General features: G+C 40.1%; 15 protein-coding genes and 2 pseudogenes. 10 read left to right on the forward strand and 7 right to left on the reverse strand.

The features are described 5' to 3' along the window. Window positions 1-8 precede the first annotated feature (8 nt). Together TOL9009_RS0102640 and TOL9009_RS0102645 are read left to right on the forward strand one after the other, a co-directional pair. Entirely contained in the window at window positions 9-431 is a 423-nt protein-coding gene (locus tag TOL9009_RS0102640) for a DUF4279 domain-containing protein (protein ID WP_029630992.1), read from the forward strand. A 9-nt stretch (window positions 432-440) separates the two neighbouring features. Then, window positions 441-881, forward strand: coding sequence for a DUF4279 domain-containing protein (locus TOL9009_RS0102645; protein WP_029630993.1), 441 nt, complete (start codon window positions 441-443; stop codon window positions 879-881). Between the two features lie 61 nt (window positions 882-942). Here TOL9009_RS0102645 and TOL9009_RS46795 read toward each other — a convergent pair whose 3' ends face one another. After that, window positions 943-1,116: a hypothetical protein gene (locus TOL9009_RS46795; RefSeq protein WP_186227460.1), complete on the reverse strand. Its 174-nt coding sequence runs from the start codon at window positions 1,114-1,116 to the stop codon at window positions 943-945. Window positions 1,117-1,139: 23 nt separating this feature from the next. Here TOL9009_RS46795 and TOL9009_RS41950 point away from each other — a divergent pair, with 23 nt between their 5' ends. Together TOL9009_RS41950 and TOL9009_RS0102660 are read left to right on the forward strand one after the other, a co-directional pair. Then, entirely contained in the window at window positions 1,140-4,439 is a 3,300-nt protein-coding gene (locus tag TOL9009_RS41950; protein WP_029630994.1) for a polymorphic toxin-type HINT domain-containing protein, read from the forward strand. Between the two features lie 16 nt (window positions 4,440-4,455). Then, window positions 4,456-5,196, forward strand: coding sequence for a hypothetical protein (locus tag TOL9009_RS0102660; RefSeq protein ID WP_029630995.1), 741 nt, complete (start codon window positions 4,456-4,458; stop codon window positions 5,194-5,196). Between the two features lie 110 nt (window positions 5,197-5,306). Here the strand turns inward: TOL9009_RS0102660 and TOL9009_RS48725 are convergent. Beyond that, window positions 5,307-5,423 (reverse strand): annotated as a pseudogene (locus tag TOL9009_RS48725) (DUF4351 domain-containing protein); the annotation flags it as partial. A gap of 914 nt (window positions 5,424-6,337) precedes the next feature. On the opposite strand from TOL9009_RS48725, the gene TOL9009_RS0102670 reads away from it, so the two are divergent. Together TOL9009_RS0102670 and TOL9009_RS0102675 are read left to right on the forward strand one after the other, a co-directional pair. After that, window positions 6,338-7,114 (forward strand): peptidylprolyl isomerase, encoded by a 777-nt coding sequence (locus TOL9009_RS0102670; RefSeq protein WP_029630996.1) that lies wholly within the window; start codon window positions 6,338-6,340, stop codon window positions 7,112-7,114. Beyond that, window positions 7,111-10,071, forward strand: a complete 2,961-nt coding sequence (locus tag TOL9009_RS0102675; protein ID WP_029630997.1) for a peptidase domain-containing ABC transporter — start codon at window positions 7,111-7,113, stop codon at window positions 10,069-10,071. The genes TOL9009_RS0102670 and TOL9009_RS0102675 overlap by 4 nt, the downstream gene beginning before the upstream one ends. Window positions 10,072-10,088: 17 nt before the next feature. Here TOL9009_RS0102675 and TOL9009_RS48345 read toward each other — a convergent pair whose 3' ends face one another. Together TOL9009_RS48345 and TOL9009_RS48350 are read right to left on the reverse strand one after the other, a co-directional pair. Further along, window positions 10,089-10,289 (reverse strand): four helix bundle protein, encoded by a 201-nt coding sequence (locus tag TOL9009_RS48345; protein ID WP_260675819.1) that lies wholly within the window; start codon window positions 10,287-10,289, stop codon window positions 10,089-10,091. Then, a complete protein-coding gene (locus tag TOL9009_RS48350; RefSeq protein WP_313770040.1) occupies window positions 10,243-10,479 on the reverse strand; it encodes a four helix bundle protein in 237 nt (78 codons plus the stop codon). The genes TOL9009_RS48345 and TOL9009_RS48350 overlap by 47 nt, the downstream gene beginning before the upstream one ends. Before the next feature lie 322 nt (window positions 10,480-10,801). Between TOL9009_RS48350 and TOL9009_RS0102685 the strand changes: the two genes are divergently transcribed. The 3 genes from TOL9009_RS0102685 (at window position 10,802) to TOL9009_RS0102695 (ending at window position 13,981) form a co-directional block, all read left to right on the forward strand. After that, a complete protein-coding gene (locus TOL9009_RS0102685; protein ID WP_051502763.1) occupies window positions 10,802-12,439 on the forward strand; it encodes an HlyD family efflux transporter periplasmic adaptor subunit in 1,638 nt (545 codons plus the stop codon). Window positions 12,440-12,684: 245 nt separating this feature from the next. Continuing rightward, window positions 12,685-13,542, forward strand: a complete 858-nt coding sequence (locus tag TOL9009_RS0102690; protein WP_029630999.1) for a ParA family protein — start codon at window positions 12,685-12,687, stop codon at window positions 13,540-13,542. A 22-nt stretch (window positions 13,543-13,564) separates the two neighbouring features. Then, a complete protein-coding gene (locus TOL9009_RS0102695) occupies window positions 13,565-13,981 on the forward strand; it encodes a hypothetical protein (RefSeq protein WP_029631000.1) in 417 nt (138 codons plus the stop codon). A 68-nt stretch (window positions 13,982-14,049) separates the two neighbouring features. Here TOL9009_RS0102695 and TOL9009_RS45030 read toward each other — a convergent pair whose 3' ends face one another. Both TOL9009_RS45030 and TOL9009_RS37700 read right to left on the reverse strand, forming a co-directional pair. Then, window positions 14,050-14,229: a hypothetical protein gene (locus tag TOL9009_RS45030; protein ID WP_144238129.1), complete on the reverse strand. Its 180-nt coding sequence runs from the start codon at window positions 14,227-14,229 to the stop codon at window positions 14,050-14,052. A gap of 100 nt (window positions 14,230-14,329) precedes the next feature. Beyond that, complete coding sequence (locus tag TOL9009_RS37700) at window positions 14,330-15,151, reverse strand: ParB/RepB/Spo0J family partition protein (protein WP_144238130.1); 822 nt, start codon at window positions 15,149-15,151, stop codon at window positions 14,330-14,332. 384 nt (window positions 15,152-15,535) lie between these two features. Between TOL9009_RS37700 and TOL9009_RS0102705 the strand changes: the two genes are divergently transcribed. Continuing rightward, on the forward strand, window positions 15,536-16,606 hold the full coding sequence (locus tag TOL9009_RS0102705) for a tyrosine-type recombinase/integrase (protein ID WP_029631001.1): 1,071 nt from the start codon (window positions 15,536-15,538) through the stop codon (window positions 16,604-16,606). A gap of 292 nt (window positions 16,607-16,898) precedes the next feature. Here the strand turns inward: TOL9009_RS0102705 and TOL9009_RS37705 are convergent. Further along, window positions 16,899-17,740, reverse strand: a pseudogene (locus TOL9009_RS37705) (DUF4351 domain-containing protein); the annotation flags it as partial.

Genomic DNA, 17,740 nt, shown 5'->3' on the forward strand with positions numbered 1-17,740 from the left:
TAAAATACATGAATAAATATTCGGAATTTAAATCTGTTGAAGGAGATATAAACGGTATCACAGCCTATGTCGTTTTTGGTATCATTGGAGATATACCTCAACCAGATATAATCACCTCTCTGCTTCAAATTGAACCAAGTTCTATTCGTCAAAAAAAAGGAGATAGAGAGGGAATATGGCTAATATCTTCAAAAAATAAGCTAAATACATCTAGTTTAGAGAAGCACCTTGACTATTTACTATATCAACTTGAATTCAAACATAATGATCTCATAGAAATTTTAAATAGTTCGGCAGTAACAGCTTATTTTAATGTTGTTTGGAAAACAATTAAAATACCTAATGGTCCAATACTGACTCCTACTTATTTGCGAAGAATTGCAAATTTAAAAGCATACTTATCTTTTTACAATCGAAGCTTAGAAGACTAAAGGTTTACTATGAGTATTTTATGGAAAGATGCAGGGTTAAGAGAAAATGAAAACTGTACTGATACTTATGCTATTTTTACTTTATCAAGTAATTATTTAGATTCAATAAATATTACTGAATTATTGAAAATCCAACCAGACTTTATAAAATCTGGAAATTGTAGCACGGAAATTAATTCAGTTTTTATTGATAAACAAGAAAATATTTGGGCTTTGTCGTCACAAAGACAAATAATTACTACTTCTTCAGAGAAGCATTTGATATTTCTATTAGAGAAGTTGGAACGGGTTCAGTCACAGTTGATTAAACTTATTAACCATTGTTCACTGACAGCTGTGTTCCATTGCTACTGGATTAATGCTGGTTTTTTAGGTGGACCAGTTTTATCTGCGGAAGTTATGCAAAGGATTGCAAATCTGCACGCATATCTCAGATTTGAATTTATATAGATGCTGACCAGTTGGTAGATGCTACTGCAATTGTGCAACCTCATCATCAATCACGTATTCACTACCCATTACCCTTAACTAATTCTCCATCCACAACCGCAATCCCCCACTGCGGAAACTTCACAAGCAATTTCTTAATCACCATCTGCAATGCCGGGTCATCATTCCAATATTCTCTGAGAAGCTGCAACCCAGGATTGTTTTCCGAAATCCCTAGCATCTTCAGTACTAACACGCACTTTCATCGCTATCCCCAATATGAAAAGGCGATTTTGTGAGTGTGACAGACCGCGAGAACAACACTACACGCATTATGTTTACGATGATAAGGCGCGTCTTAAAGAAACAGTTTTCTTCGATAACTCTCATTATCAAGTAAGCTATGACGAGTTGGGACGGGTCAAAACTGAAACAAATGAACTCAACCAAACTACAACTTACGAATACGATGCTTACAGTCAAGTAAGCGCAGTCATTAACGCTCTGAATCAACGAACAGAGTTTGAATACGATCAACGTAAGAATCTAGTCAAAGTCACTGATGCCCTTGGTCACTCTACTCGTTACAAATACGATGAATATGCCCAGCAGGTAGAAACTCTCTTCAATAACGGCGATAAAGTTTCAATGGGCTATGACCAATTTAGCCGAGTCACTAGTGTTACAGACGAGAATTTAAATACCACTAAGTACACCTACGACAATCTCAGTCAACTGACTCAAGTTGAACAAGCTAATCAAGCAAAAACAAAATATACCTACAATAATCTTGGTTTGTTAACTCAAACTCAAGATGCAAATCAAAATATTACTCAGTATGAGTATGATGACTTTTATCGCTTAACGGCAACAATTTTGCCGATGGGTCAGCAGAACCAAACTGTCTACGATAAGTTTGGACAAGTCAGTAGTCAAAAAGATTTCAATGGCAACACTATTAACTATAGCTACGATTCCATAGGTCGCCTCAAGCAAAAGACCTTTACAGACCCCAGAGTTTCGACAGTCTCTTACACTTACGATCCAGTTTCGTCGCAATTGAAGACAGTGACCGACGGACGCGGCGTAACACAGTATAACTATGACCAGCGCGATCGCCTATCGAAAATTATTCAACCCGATCAACAATTTGTCAACTACGGCTACGATTTGTTAAGCAATGTTACATCTTTGACAACAGAAGCAGGAACCACTAGCTACGGTTACGATAAGCTAAATCGTTTGGATACTGTTAAAGATGGGACGCGACTCCTAGCAGATTACGATTACGACAAAGTAGGAAATCTCACCCAAACTAAACTTGCCAATGGTTCGCTGGAATCGCGGCAATATGATACACGCGATCGCTTAACGCAGGTAACGACGAAAAATGTCACTGGTACAATATTCTCCGACTTTAAATACACCCTCGATGCAGTTGGCAACCGCAATAAAGTAGAAGAACATTCAGGTCGCATTGTTGATTATACTTACGATACTCTGAATCGGTTGACCGAAGAAAAGATTACCGATCCAGCAGCAGGCAACCGAACAATCGGCTATGACTATGACTTGGTTGGAAATCGTCTCAGCAAAACCGATTCGCTTTCAGGGTTAACTAGCTACACCTATGACCGCAACAACCGTCTTAAGGATACAACCCAAGGGACGAAGGTAACAAACTTTACCTACGATAATAACGGTTCCCTCAAGCGTCGGTCGGATGGCACTCAAACTATTACCTACGATTGGATTAATGATGGTGAAAATCGCCTGATTGGGGTAAATAGTTCAACTTCCTCTGGTACTTCTCAACAACAGTATATCTACGATGCTTTTGGTAGTCGGGTAGCAACAATTGCGGATGGTGTAAGAACCAACTACTTAACGGCTCCAATTTGGGATTTGCCGGAAGTATTGATGGAGTATGGCACCAACGGACAAGTTACGGCTGATTATACTCAGGGTGTGGGATTGGTTAGGTCGCGTCGAGATAACAAGGAAGGATTCTACCACACCGATGGACTGGGTTCCACTAGGGTAATTACGGATAATGTTGGTTTGATAACTGACCGTTACACCTACGATGCTTTTGGGGTGTTGTTGAATAGTGATGGTACTTTTGGTAATTCCTTCCAGTTTGCAGGAGAACAAAGGGATAGTTCAACTGGGTTGGATTACCTGCGGGCTAGGTATTACGATCCGAACTTGGGTAGATTTATCTCGAAGGATGCTTATGCAGGTACTTTAAATGACCCTTACAGCCAGCATGATTATCAGTATGCTCATGCTAATCCGGTGAGGTATACCGACCCCACTGGCTATTTTACCTTGGGAGAGGTGCTGGGGGCGATACAATTTGCAACCACCCTCATAGGAGTTGGAGCGGCTAGTGGTGGTGTAGGTGCAGGGGTTGGATATATAGCTGGTGCTGCGGCAACTGGTGCGAGTGGTGAAGAAATTCTGGGGATGTTTGGTGAATGGGGTGCGGGTTTTGCTAGTGGTGTATCGGGTGGTTTCTTAACCGATGTTTACGAAGCAACCACTGGTAAGAAGATTGAACCGAAACATGCCATGTTGTACAACGCTGGTAATGTTACGGGCATTGGGGTTTCGTTCTTGACAGGAATGCAGGCTGCTACTTGGGCAAAAACTGCGATCGGTCCTTTGAGATGGGTGGCTAGGGCACAGGATGCTCTTGATGTTTATGATGCTGCTAAGGCTACTTATAACCTTTACCAGAGCTACCAAGATAACGGTAAGTTTGAACGCGAGGATGCTTGGAACTTGCTGGCTTATGTGCCTTTTGCTGGGTCATTATTTGGTGTCAAGAAGTTCTTCGCTGCTAATAAAGCGATTAAGGGTAGTGCTGAGTCTACTGATGGTTTGCTGGCAACTAAAAATACAGTAACTCAAATCGGGAAGTGCTTTGTCGCAGGTACAGAAATCCTTACTACTGAGGGTATCAAGAATATTGAGGATATTCAGGTTGGGGATTGGGTGATTGCAGATGACCCAACTACACCAGGGGAAATTGAAGCACGGCAGGTATTAGACACTTTTGTTAGGGAAACGACTGCGCTGGTTGACTTGTATGTTGATGGGGAAGTTATTTCTACCACTGGGGAACATCCTTTCTGGACACCTGATAAGGGTTGGGTGGAAGCGAAGGATTTGCAAGTAGGGAGTTTATTGCAAACTGAAGATGGCTCTTTTATTGATGTTGATAAGATTGAAAAGCGCTCTGGACAGTTTGAGGTTTATAATTTTAAGGTTGAGGGATTCCATACCTACTTTGTTTCTGATTTAGGGATTCTGGTTCATAATGCGGGTTGCGGTGATTTTGATGTCCCAGATGCACCCGTAGGTGGTTTAAAAGGCTTAGACGACAAGTGGTTAAAGAAACAAGGTATTGACCCTCATACGATAAAAGAAGTTCTCCCAGGTCCTGCAAAAGAATTTGACATTTACAAAGATAAAGACAATAATTTGTGGGGACTTCGCAAGCCAAAATATGTACCAAATGCGACCCCTGAATATCTTGGTAAATTGGATGATTTTCAAAATTTAGATGATTAATTTAGAATAAAATAGCATGGAAACACCTGAAAACTTAGACTTAATTTGGGAAAAAGCTGTCGGAGGATATGTAGGTATTTATAAAGCGCAAAAGAAAGTTATATTCACACCTACTTTGATGAAAAATTTGGCAATTTCTAAAATGATGGATGTCAGACTAATAAGTGCTGATTTTAAGGGAAGTCCTGTCGTTTTTACTCCTTTATTCTGGTTACTTCTTGATTCTATTTCTAATATTGAGTTTTTTGGAGTATATTCTAATAATGATGAAGATTTTAGTGATAATAGTAATAATTTAGATATTAGTCCCCCTTTTTGCATTAGAAAAGCATTATGGAGTAAATCTGAAGATATTTATAATTTCCAAAATGCAGATGATAAGAAGAAGTATATTCTGGGAGAAAATCAAGTTATTTCTAATGTCTTTTTCATTGATTCAACACACGTTCCCGAAATAACACAATTGATTTCGGAAGTTATTAAAATTACAAAAAATGGACTAATTCTACAAGAAAACCTCCAAAATAAATTAGTATATGATGAAATAAAAATAAATGTTTCAGATGGTCGCTTTTACTTAAACTTTTCTTACAAACCACATCTACTGACGAACAGTGCTTTAGAGGAGTGGATTATTAAATTATGTAACTGTATTGATAGCTTACCTCTTGATATTGGTTATTTGCCAGATGGTAAATTTAGGATGAGCTACGAACTATCATTATTTGATAAAGTCAGCATGTTTGATAGATTTTAATGATAAGTAGAATCACATCAATTCGTAGGTTGGGTGAAGACGTACAACCATCTATAAATTTAACTAATAATCTCCAATGCGTCGTAACCCAACATTTTACCTACGATTACTTAACTGCTTGCATTCTGCTCAAGCCAAGCAACTAGATCGGATACATTTGAAAAACTTAAAAATTCTTCCCCCAACGCTTCTAATTGTTCGGTAGATAATACTCGGATACGCTCAATCTGGGCAACCTGCGACAATAAATATCGTGGAGAATCAGTATCACAAATCCCACAGCTTTTGTAATACGTAAACAGCCCAAAAAGCTATTTACGTGTTATATGTCGGGTAAAAGAGTCCGGTATACAATTACAACTGTCTGGTTAATATTTAATATCTTGAGGAGCGTTTTATTACCACTGTCCGGTAGACAGTTCGCCATACATGTTAATATTTATGGTAATTTGTTATTCAAATATAATTAACTGTCTGCTGTACACTATTATTCATATCACAAGACTCTTCAACCAGACACCGGACGACAGAGACTCCACTGCTAGAAAATTTTTATCCAAAATTTATATATATGTTTTTTGATAAAAAAATTTACTTCTTTAATTATCTGTCAGTCGAAATACTATTTTGACATGTCAAATTAATAAAGCCAGACAAATAATTAGAAAGAAAAATTGGTACGATAAATCGTCCGGACATTCCGACGCACTGATGAGTGTTTTTATCAAAAATGTCTGGTCATACAGCGCGTTTTCTACACTAATATTGTCTGGTCATTTTATTAACTGTCTGGTCACTGTCCGGTTACTGTAAACGTGTGTGACGCGACTATTGAAGGTGATTTTATAATACAGACGTATGACAAAATGTAAGTAGAAATATTTACAGATGTAAAATAGAGTCGAAGTACACATAGCTTTTCAAGCTTCCGACAGTCCTGCACTTCTCAAAAACTCATGTTTTGAGTTATTCCACTGTGCTACCGTATTCCCACGTACCGCACTTTTGATAAATAGCAGTGTTTTTAAGTATCCTTAAGGTTGCCGTATTTATTATATTAAGCAATCCTTAAACAGTGAGTTTGTATTTAAAGCAACACTCGCACATTTCAGGCTGCTCTCTTCTACCGAAGTTTATTGCTATGGCACACATCCAACTTGGCAACCAAACAATATCAGCCACAGAGTTACCACACCTGTTGGCAGAGTATCAACTATTGTCACAGTTTCAACGCGAATTAATCGTTAATAAAGCCATTGCCCCTATCGAATTAACTCCCCAAGAGAAAGCCAACTCTATAGAGCAATTCTGTCAACAGAACAAGCTTACTACACTTGAAGCCATAAAAGCAGCATTACAACAACAGTGTATCACAGAGCTACAATTTGAAGCGATCGCAACAAGGGAACTGCGGGTAGAAAAATTCAAAATAGCAAATTGGGGAAACAAACTAGAATCACTCTTCCTCCAATACAAACCCCAACTCGATAAAGTCGTCTACTCCCTCCTCCGCATCCAAGACGCAGAAATAGCACAAGAACTATACTTCCGCATCAAAGCAGGAGAACAAAGCTTTGCTGACTGTGCCAAAGAATACTCACAAGGACAAGAAGCACAAACAGGAGGACTGCTGGGACCCGTTCCACTATCGCAACCCCATCCTGCAATAGCACAAAAACTCTCCATCTCCCAACCAGGACAGTTGTGGACACCCATCAAACTGGAGAATTGGTACGTAATTATACGGTTGGAAAAATTAGTTGCGGCACAGTTAGATGATACTACACGCACCATGTTGCTCAATCACTTATTTGAACAATGGTTAGCAGAACAACTACAGATTACACCAATTTCGCTTAACACCAACGATAATTCCCTACTCCCAAGTGCATCTACTCCAGTTTTAGTAACGCAATGATAGAAAGCACTACCACCATTGTAGAGTTCCTTGCTAGCATTCCACCCTTTGACAGGCTTGATCCCACTTCAATCGAGCGCATCGCCGCAAAACTCGAACCATTGCGTTATAGAATGGGACAAGCAATTCTGGCACGAGAAACCCTACCAGCAAGAATTAACATTCTCTTTCAAGGCAAAGCAAGGTTGCTGGGTTACTCAAGAAGTGCAGATGCTCCAGAAACATTGGAATTACTAGAACCAGGTGCAATTATCGGTGCTGCTTCCATTGTACGTGGAGTTATTTGTGAAACAGCGATCGCATCAACCGAATCAATTTGCCTTACACTTAAAGCAGCAGATTTTCTCGCACTGCTTGAATTTGAACCAATCCTAAAAAATGCATTTTGCAACAAATGCACTCTGATTGAAATCTACGACTTATTAAGTGCAGAATTAGAACGTCGCGGTAAAGTTGTAGATAATCTAAAATCTTTAGCCATCGCATCTCTTCACCACGCAACTGTACTTAACTTACCACCAGGTAAAACGCCACTTCAACAACTAGATCCAAATCTGCTATGGTTAGTTAGCAGCACTTGTGATAATTATCAGGTTGGAAATGCTATCAACCCAACCGATGCAGGTAATATTCAAGCAACGGGTAAGGGAATTCGTCTGGTTGGCTTAACATACCCTACATTATCATTTTCCCAACCAGTAACTACAACCGAATCCGATATTTCGATTGAGACAAATCCTTGGGAAAACGTCCCATTTGCACCCCTAAAACCAGAAGCACCATCCGAAAGCAACAACGCACAACAAGTCAAATATCCCTACGTTCATGGACGAGGACCAGTTGATGCTAGTTTAGCGTGCTTCCAAATGCTCAGTCAACTCTGGGGAATGCCGTGGAAACGTGATGTATTGAAGCGAGCATTAGTTAACAACTACCAGCGCACTGGTAAAATCTCCATAGAACTCTGCGGTGGTGTTGCTGAGTTGATGGGTTTGAAGTCGCAATTAGTCAACATTCCCGCTGTTGCTATATCCAAGCTACCAACTCCTATTTTACTACCTTGGCTTGACAGCTTTGCAATTATTTACTTTGCCACAGAACAAGAACTAGTTTTTGCCATCCCAGAACAGGGAATTACCCGTAAAAAGCCAGCCGATTTTGTTGAAGCTTGGGGAGAAGAGGGACAAGTCTTACTTTTACAACCTACTAAAGAAACACCCAAAAAGCGGTTTGGATTATCTTGGTTTCTCCCAGCTATCAAGAAACATAAGACAGTTTTAATAGAAGTATTTATCGCTTCATTATTTGTACAACTATTAGGGTTAGCTAACCCCCTCATTACTCAAGTAATTATTGATAAAGTCATTATTCAAAATGGCATCAATACCCTCAACGTGTTGGGTAGCCTGTTAATTGTAATGGCTGTCATCGAGGGTGTTATCACTTGGTTGCGTACTAATCTGTTTGTCGATACTACCAACCGCATTGATTTAAGTTTAGGTAGTGAAGTAATCGACCACCTACTCAGATTACCACTACGCTACTTTGAAAAGCGTCCAGTTGGTGAAATCTCCTCCCGCATCAATGAACTAGAAAATATTCGCTCTTTCCTTACAGGTACAGCCTTAACTGTAGTGCTAGATGCGATTTTCTCGGTTATCTACATCGCGGTGATGGTCTTCTACAGTTGGCTCTTAACAATAGTAGCACTAGCAACTGTACCATTATTTGCGCTAATTACATTTATATTTGCACCAATTATTCGCAATCAAACCCGCACCAAAGCTGAACGTAATGCCGAAACTCAATCATATCTGGTAGAAGTTGTATCTGGAATACAAACAGTCAAAGCACAAAATATTGAACTTAATTCTAGGTGGCAATGGCAAACACGCTACGGTAAATATATTAGCGCTAGCTTTGAGAACGTATTAACTTCTAATACAGCCAGTTCCCTCAGTAACTTCCTCAATAAACTATCGAGTTTACTTTTATTGTGGGTTGGTGCTTATCTGGTATTGAAGCAAGAAATTACATTAGGACAATTAATCGCTTTCAGGATTATAGCAGGTTATGTCACCAGTCCCCTACTGCGATTAATTCAACTGTGGCAGAACTTCCAAGAAACGGCTTTATCTTTAGAACGTCTTGCAGATATTCTGGATACTCCCCAAGAAAGCGAAATTGCAGGACGTAATAATATACCAATGCCAGCAATTAAGGGAACAGTCAAATACGAAAACGTCACCTTCAGCTTTGGTAAATCTCCCAACCCCCAACTTAATAACGTTCATCTTGATATCCCTAAAGGTAAGTTTGTGGGAGTTGTGGGACAAAGTGGTGCTGGTAAGAGTACCCTAACTAAATTATTACCACGTCTCTACGAACTTGATGCAGGACGCATCTTAATTGACGGGTACGACATCAGCAAAGTTGAATTGTACTCACTGCGTCAGCAAATTGGCATGGTACTGCAAGATACCCTCTTGTTCGATACCACTGTCCAGGAAAATATTGCTTTAACTTGCCCGGATGCTACACCAGAAGAAGTTGTCGAAGCAGCTCATATTGCTTGCGCTCACGATTTTATCATGAATCTGCCCAATGGCTACGAAACTAGAGTTGGGGAGAGGGGTTCAGCATTATCTGGGGGACAAAGACAAAGAATAGCGATCGCACGGACTGTATTGCAAAATCCACCACTTTTGATTCTAGATGAAGCTACCAGTGCTTTGGATTATGCCACTGAAAGGCAAGTTTGTTTGAATCTGGCAGCAGCATTCCGTGGAAGGACAGTATTGTTTATCACGCACAGATTGCCAACTATTCAGAATGCTGATGTGATTCTGATGATGAGTGCTGGGAAAGTAACGGAACAAGGGACTCATGCAGAATTAATGGGGATGAAAGGATTATACTACTGTCTCTACCAACAACAGGAGGCATCTGGCGGTTAGCGGTTAGCTATTAGCTTTTAGCTGTTAATTGTTTTGTTAGTAAATCTTAGTTTTTGGATGAAAGAATTGAGCATTCGTTTAGTTTCTATTAGCTCGTCCATCAACTTATCGTGTTGTAATTTATCGAGAAAACCCAAATCATGAGCAAGTATAAGTTGATATTCCAATTCACTACCAGAACCCATTGCCATTTGAAGAAAGCGAGCTTTTAGAGGCATCACTTCCCCTCCCACAACATAAAGCTATATTAGTAGGAATAGAGGCTGATGCTCGTCGCATTTGACTAGTTAAACCGTATAATTCGTGTTTGGGAAATTTTGCAGTAACTTCATAAACTTGGAGTACTAATTGATGACTCTTCTGCCAAACTTTCAACTCTATAAAATCTTTCATTTTCTGTTCATCCATGTGTCATAATTGATAGCTATCAGACAACAGGCTATATCGCCTAACAGCCAATCACTAAAGTCAATAGCTAATTGCTAACCAACAACAAACACAAGTTCAGCAATCATCATTTTTTTTAATTAATGATGGCTACATATTTATAATTAAAATTATACCAAATGTTTCAATTCGCTAGCATTTGATGAATAAAATATTAAAAAATTAACAAAGCTATAATTAATTAATTAATTAATTAATTAATAGACAAAAATAATGATTAATAATAAAATTTTAACAGCTAACAGCTAACAGCTAACAGCTATTTACCAATCACAAACTAATTATGAATACTGATAATGGTAACGGGAAAAATGGAAACGAAAAATCTTCACACAATGGGAATGGTACTAACAAGAATAATACTAGTGGTAATGGTAACTCACATTCGTCAATACCCTCGTTGGTTTCCATCCAACAATTAGAACAACTATCAACCCCAGCATCTGATATTCAACCCAAACCACCCAATACTGCACCACGTTACGTACCCAAATTTGACCAACCAGTAATATTAAAACAACCAAGAAAATGGTCAAGAGCAATCCTGTGGAGTTTGATGGCAGTAACTACTGGTACTGTAATTTGGGCAAATTTAGCCTTAATTGAAGAAGCAGTATCTGCTACTGGTAAATTGGAAGCTAGTGGTGCAACACTAGATGTACAAGCACCTGTGGGTGGGGTAGTTAAACAAATATTTGTTATTGATGGCAAGCAAGTTCATCTTGGAGAACGCTTGCTTACACTTGATAATACAACGAGCATTGCACAGATGCAATCCTTGCAGAAAATTCGTGCTTCGTTAGTACAAGAAAACCAATTTTATCAGTCTGAATTAAAAGGTAGCACTTCTGTTGATGTCACAAAGTTAAAAATTCCAACTGAAATACTTGATTTAACTAGAAGTCGGGCTACACTAATAGCAGAAAATCAGGTATACCGTACCCAGTTGTCTGGTGCAGGTTCTGCAAGTAAGCTGACGTTAGAACAACGAGAACGTATTTCATCCAACCAAGCCGAACTTGATACACGAATAACAGCTGCAACTTCACAAATAGACCAATTAAAACGACAATTTCAGCAAACCGATATTAAACTTGTCAGTACCAAAGACACTCTGAAGATGAATCAGGGTATCTTGGATAATATTACCCCTTTAATGAAAGATGGGGGTATTTCCAAAATTCAATACTTCAAACAACAAGAGGAAGTAAGAAATGCCCAAAGTGAAATTGACCAACTTACTCAAGAAAAAGCACGTTTAAGAGCTTCTATAGCAGAAGGAATTGCTAAATTACATTCGACTGTAGCAGTTTCCCGTAGAGATTGGCTTAATAGTATAGCAGAAAATAATAAGAAAATTGCTGAAATTGACTCGCAATTTACTAAAGGGATAGTCGAAAATAATAAAAAGATAGCTGAGACGGACAGTCAAATTAGTCAAGCCAAAATGAACCTGAAATATCAGGAAATAAAAGCGCCTGCTAATGGTACAATCTTTGAATTAAAAGCACACACACCAGGGTTTGTTGTCACATCAAGCGAACCCATCTTGAAAGTGGTTCCCAGTGACAAACTTGTAGCCAAAGTCTACATCACCAACAAAGATATCGGGTTCGTGAAAGAGGGGATGACGGTTGATGTGCGGATTGATTCGTTCCCGTTTAGTGAATTTGGCGATATTAAGGGTAAACTCGTGTGGATTGGTTCTGATGCATTACCACCCGACCAGATTTATCCATTTTACAGGTTTCCCGCAAAGGTGGAACTTGAAACTCAGCAGTTGTTGGTTTCAGGAAGGAATATATCCTTGCAGTCGGGGATGGGAGTAAGTACGAATATCAAAATACGCTCACGCACGGTGATGTCAATTTTTACAGATATGTTTAGTTCGAGTGTGGAAAGCTTGAAGAACGTCCGGTAGGATTCGACTACAAGAAAAGCCTGAAACAGCTTGAATATATACGGTTAGCGTTGCCCTAATGCTGCCAAAACGTTTCCCTCAATAATCAAAGCATTCATTCATTACCAAAGCGCAATCCCACTATATAATGTATACGCAATTTTATGTCTATTATCTTTTGTACAAAAGTACAATTACTTTATTGTATTTAAGTGCAGATATATAGTAGTATTATTGTGCAAGAAGGAATTTATGCCATCTTTCAAATGGAACTTTTCTCAACTCCCACAATCGTCACCTTGGGATTGGCAGGGGGACAGGGCAAGTCTACTGTCGCCTTAATGCTGGGTCGATATCTAGGACGGTTAGGTATCCCAGTACTATTCATTGATGCAGACCCGCAGTCATCACTCACAAGTTTTCTAGGGGTTAAGGTGCAACCAAATACCCCCACTTTGCTGGAAGTAATCACTCAAAGCGAAGACAAAACACCAATTGTGAATGCGATCGCACCAGTACCAGATGTCCAACTTGACAACCGCACCATCAGCAATACCAACTTATTTTTGATACCTTCAGATGACGGCTTAGAGAATGCAAATTATAAACTTGCATCCAGCGGCATTAGTTTGTTTATCCTGAGAAACCGCTTACAGCCAATTGCCAATAATTTCGGGGTAATAATTGTAGACCCACCACCAGAGCGATCGCACCTTGCCCAAACTTCTCTGGGTGCTGGTGACAAGTGGATTATCCCAGCAGAAGCAAACGTCAAAGGAGTGCAGTCTTTGGTACGAACACTCGAACTAGTCAAAGAATTTCAGCCAGCTTTACCCTATGGCTCACTCGTGGGAGTAGTCCCCTTCCGTGCCAAATGGACGGGTGTAAACCCAACAAAAGCCACTAAAAGCAGTATCACGCTCATGGGTGAAATAGTGGGAAAAGACTTAATGCTACCTCACCTGCTCGAATCTGATGTATATAAAAATGCAATCAACCAACGGGTATCACCAACAGACTTAGGACAACCGGGATTGGAATATCCAATTTCAGTATTGGCACAGAAACTAAAACCAACATTAGCCGAACAGTACGCAAAACTTATTCCGTCATTAGCAGTGTAATTTATAGTACTAGGAATTAGACATGAGCCTATTAGATGAGATTCGCGATCGCGCAACCCAACCTACCGTGGAGCCACGTATTGATGTATTGCAGCAAGAGAAGATTGATGACACGTTGAATGCCATCGCACTTCCCCCAACTGAAGTATCGGAACTCAAGCGATTAGAAGAATTACTCGCCAACTTTCCAGAAATTGCCGCTAGAATACCCGTGCGGTTAGAAACTCCAATTAAAGACGAACTCGACGAATTGTGCAACCGAGAAAAAGTCACAATCGAAACATTGCTTGAAGCGTTTTACGTAACTTGCTTTGATAAAGAATCCGTGATGAAGCAAGTTATCAAGGAAGCAAAAAAGCGGCTAAAAAGTAGGAAGGAAGCGGGCAATATTCGGTCTAGCCTAACTAAACTGAATAATTTGACCAAAAATAGAAAGTAGTAACGCTTGCCCAAAGCTGTTTTTATCAGCTATGTGGGGTTCGACTTCTGCCCTATAACTTCAATGTATTATAGTGAAAGCAACTCCTCTACTTGTGTCAACAAATCCCGCAACTTGGAACGCAATTCTGGGTTATCCCACGCTTTGGATTTCTTTGCCAATTTGTAAGCAACTCCTATGCGCTCTTGTAGTTCGTCCCCAGACGATGGTGGGTTAATAGCTAAAACCTTGTTTTTAATTTGACTCACGCTTAGATTCTGGGCGTGAGCCTCAGAAAGAAGGTCTGCACGTTCAACATCATCCGAAACTTTGGCTATCTCAAGTGCTTTGGTGTAGGCAATTTGCCCGTTACGTAATGCGGATAAGATATCGAAAAAGCAAATTGAGTAACGGCAATCTATGCACCCGAAATGATTCACGGGACATCTTGCCAATATCCGTAAACACTTCTTCGACTATATTTAAACGTTCGACGTGTACATCGTTGTACGCAACTCCGCGTTTGATTCGAGCAAGTCTATTGAGTAAGGAAATAACCCCGAACCTATCGCTCTTAAGCTTCAAAGCCAACAAATCTAGAATCGCTTCAGTCTCCTCGATGGCATTTAAATCTTCTCGTTGCAAATTTTCTGCTAGAGCAAATTCTAATACCTCGGTGTCAGTCATCTCCCTGACAACTGCGGGTACTTCCTTGAGTCCGCACGAAAGTGCGGCTTTAAACCTTCTTTCCCCACCAACTATTTCAAACTTGTCATCTCCCAACGGTCTTAGCAACAAGGGTTGGAGGATACCGTCTTTTTTCACCGATGCCACCAGAGATTCCATCGCTTTGGAGTCAAAATAACGCCTGGGTTGCGTGGAAGCAGTAACAATCAAACGCAGAGGCACCATCACAGCAGCAGGTTTATCCAATGGCGATGTAGCAACAACTCCTTCTGAATCTTCTTCCTTGTCCGATGGCACCGTCGAGAAAGGAGCTTCTTGATTGGACAACGGTACAGCAACAGATTCTACATCCAATGCAGCCTTATGTGTCGAATCAACTACCGCGTTGGTACTTGCACCATTTGACGAAGCTTGTTTTGATACACTAGAGCTTTTCTTGGGAGGAGTGTTTCTAGATTTGGGCTGGTTTGTTGAAGTACCTCTGCTACTAGGTGGACGTGTCATAAATTCTCCTGTGCATTACCTACTAGAGTGCATTGCAGCTTACTTGCCCTCTGCTTCTTCATCCTTCTTAGCACACAAAGCCTCGGAACTCCACAGTTAAATGCACTCCTTCGGGAGTGCGGTCGAATATTCACACTCAAATACTCAAAATTAACCTGTAATATCAATCACACTACTCATCAAATTGTTTAACTCAACCCCACGGAAAAATCCCTTAAGTGCAATATAAATTAACATTGCCCATACCTTGACAAAAACTTGACGCTGTGTACAAATACACCCTCTCGTTGGGTGTACAATATATTTTAAATGTCTGGGAACGGTACTTATCGGACATTTATATAAGTGGGCGGACGCTGTGTGGAATTATTGAGGTGTTTTGTGATGGACAATGCGAGTATTGACTTCGTAAGGCATACCGATTTAACCGATGCGATCGCGTTACTTACACCGGAGCAGTTAGCGTTTATCCAGGCAACTGTTGATGCTGTTGTACAGGCAACAGTCAACGTAAAAATTACTGGGGCTAATACAACGAGCGAATTATTTACCAGTTGGTTAGGTTCTCGCGAATCGCTTCAAACAGCGCGTGCTTATCGTAATGATGTAATGCATTTTGTGCAGTACAAGTTGGGGGTTGATTATCCTGACTTGGATGATTTGAATTTGCACGCCGTCACCAAAGAAGATGTGGATGAGTATAAAAACTACCTTCTAGAGAAGGAGAAGTTATGTCATATTGCACGGGCATCGGTACGGCGAAGGTTGGCATCGCTCAAAAGTTTTCTTAGATATGCGTGCGATGTGGGATATCTACGTGCTAACCCGGCGATGTTATTAAAGGTGCCTGCTGAACGCAAGAAAATAAAGGAAAGAACGCTTTCTGTCACCGAGATTGAGATGATGAGCGATGCAGCAATTTTAGCGATTAGTGACGCGAAAACACCCCAAAAGAAAATTCAAGCGCAGCGCAATTACTTGGTGTTTGAGCTATTTTACTGTGGAGGGTTTCGGGTTGGCGAAGTTGCTACACTCACCTGGGGCGCGATTCATCTTAATCAGTCGAGTTTACCTTATATTAAGGTTATAGGCAAGGGGGATAAGGAACGCGACGTGCGCCTTCCTGTTGAACTATATCAATATTTACTCAAAAACCGACAGCGCAAGAGTGATAAAACTGAACCCATTTTTATCAGTCAAAAAACGAACGAGCCAGTGTGCGATCGGCACATTCGTCGTATTATTAAATCGATTGCTCTTGCTGCTGGGTTATCGCGCATACCTTCTCCCCACTGGCTGCGACATTCCCACGCCACCCACGCTGCTAAAAATACTCCTATACATGTAATTACTAAGACTTTGGGACATTCCAGCGGGAAAATTACTATCGACAATTACCTGCACGCTGGAGAAGATGAAGCAAGTTCGCTTAACCTCAATCGCTTTAGACGGTAGGGTCAGCACATATGAAGCACCGAGATTGATAAATTATATGCGCTGCTTTCTTCCGGACTGCGTTGCTAGTACTGTGCATCCAATTCCTGATATTCTGATAGCAATGCTATCTACTTGATATCGATAGCTGTTGCTATCAATTGCGATATCACTATGAGGAACGAAAACAAACAAGCGCGAGATGATCCGCGTCCCCATCCACCAGAACATTGAAGTATTAGCTTCAGTGATATATAAAAAATCCCTCCCAACAAACGAGAGGGATGTATTTTAAACATGATTAATCGATTATTTATCGAAGTTGTTGGCTCAACCAAGCTGATAAATCAGCAACACTAGAAAAGTCTAATAATGCTTCTCCTAAATTCTCTAATTGTTCAATAGATAATCCTTGAACTCGCTCGATTAATGATGCATCAATTTCACCAATACGGCGATTGAGTTGACGTATAATTAGACGTTGTTCTCCTTGTTTATTTCCGAACTGTATAGCTTGTTCCTTATCTCTTTGGTAAAGTGGTTCTAATCGCATAATTAACTCCTGATCGTCTGATGATAATTCTTGATTAATTCTCAAATTTTCGCGCAAGTTGTAAACTAATTCGAGTGTTGCTTGCTGGTATGGATGATTTAATGGTAACGCTTGCAACTCAACAATCGCTTGTGACTGCACACTTCCCCTTCCCAATAATCTCAACCACAACGTAAGAAGGTGTTTCCGGTAATTGATGTATGGCAACAATTGCTGTCCGTAAGGCATCACCTAAAAAATATACTCCTGATAACCATCCCTCTTTTTGGTTAACGTTAAAGCTAGATAATAAGCGTTCAGATATGGTTGGAGTCAGAACCCACAGTTTGGGTATTTCCGACTCCTGGAGTTGGATTTTCTTTGCCGAGTGCTTCTCGTCGCAATCCACCCTTTACTTCTAATAGTTTTAGAATACAATCGCATATTTCATCGGTAGAGGCAGGATTGCGGAATGGTTCTAATATTGCAGGATATTCGGCAAATCTTCCTAGCAAGCCTAGCACTTGTAAATTAGAGGCTTGTTCGACTGAAGGAGTGAACAATACATCTATTTCTTTTATCTCTCCTGATACTTTTTCGGATGATTTTACCTCTCCATAATC

The sequence above is a fragment of the [Scytonema hofmanni] UTEX 2349 genome (assembly GCF_000582685.1).
In the GTDB taxonomy this organism is placed as follows: domain Bacteria; phylum Cyanobacteriota; class Cyanobacteriia; order Cyanobacteriales; family Nostocaceae; genus Hassallia; species Hassallia hofmanni.

What these genes read in the sequence shown, in the direction of transcription:
- TOL9009_RS0102640 (WP_029630992.1), top strand. Translation starts at nt 9, where the DNA reads ATGAATAAATATTCGGAATTTAAATCTGTTGAAGGAGATATAAACGGT.
- TOL9009_RS0102645 (WP_029630993.1), top strand. Translation starts at nt 441, where the DNA reads ATGAGTATTTTATGGAAAGATGCAGGGTTAAGAGAAAATGAAAACTGT.
- TOL9009_RS41950 (WP_029630994.1), top strand. Translation starts at nt 1,140, where the DNA reads ATGAAAAGGCGATTTTGTGAGTGTGACAGACCGCGAGAACAACACTAC.
- TOL9009_RS0102660 (WP_029630995.1), top strand. Translation starts at nt 4,456, where the DNA reads ATGGAAACACCTGAAAACTTAGACTTAATTTGGGAAAAAGCTGTCGGA.
- TOL9009_RS0102670 (WP_029630996.1), top strand. Translation starts at nt 6,338, where the DNA reads ATGGCACACATCCAACTTGGCAACCAAACAATATCAGCCACAGAGTTA.
- TOL9009_RS0102675 (WP_029630997.1), top strand. Translation starts at nt 7,111, where the DNA reads ATGATAGAAAGCACTACCACCATTGTAGAGTTCCTTGCTAGCATTCCA.
- TOL9009_RS48345 (WP_260675819.1), bottom strand. Translation starts at nt 10,289, where the DNA reads ATGCCTCTAAAAGCTCGCTTTCTTCAAATGGCAATGGGTTCTGGTAGT.
- TOL9009_RS48350 (WP_313770040.1), bottom strand. Translation starts at nt 10,479, where the DNA reads ATGGATGAACAGAAAATGAAAGATTTTATAGAGTTGAAAGTTTGGCAG.
- TOL9009_RS0102685 (WP_051502763.1), top strand. Translation starts at nt 10,802, where the DNA reads ATGAATACTGATAATGGTAACGGGAAAAATGGAAACGAAAAATCTTCA.
- TOL9009_RS0102690 (WP_029630999.1), top strand. Translation starts at nt 12,685, where the DNA reads ATGGAACTTTTCTCAACTCCCACAATCGTCACCTTGGGATTGGCAGGG.
- TOL9009_RS0102695 (WP_029631000.1), top strand. Translation starts at nt 13,565, where the DNA reads ATGAGCCTATTAGATGAGATTCGCGATCGCGCAACCCAACCTACCGTG.
- TOL9009_RS37700 (WP_144238130.1), bottom strand. Translation starts at nt 15,151, where the DNA reads ATGACACGTCCACCTAGTAGCAGAGGTACTTCAACAAACCAGCCCAAA.
- TOL9009_RS0102705 (WP_029631001.1), top strand. Translation starts at nt 15,536, where the DNA reads ATGGACAATGCGAGTATTGACTTCGTAAGGCATACCGATTTAACCGAT.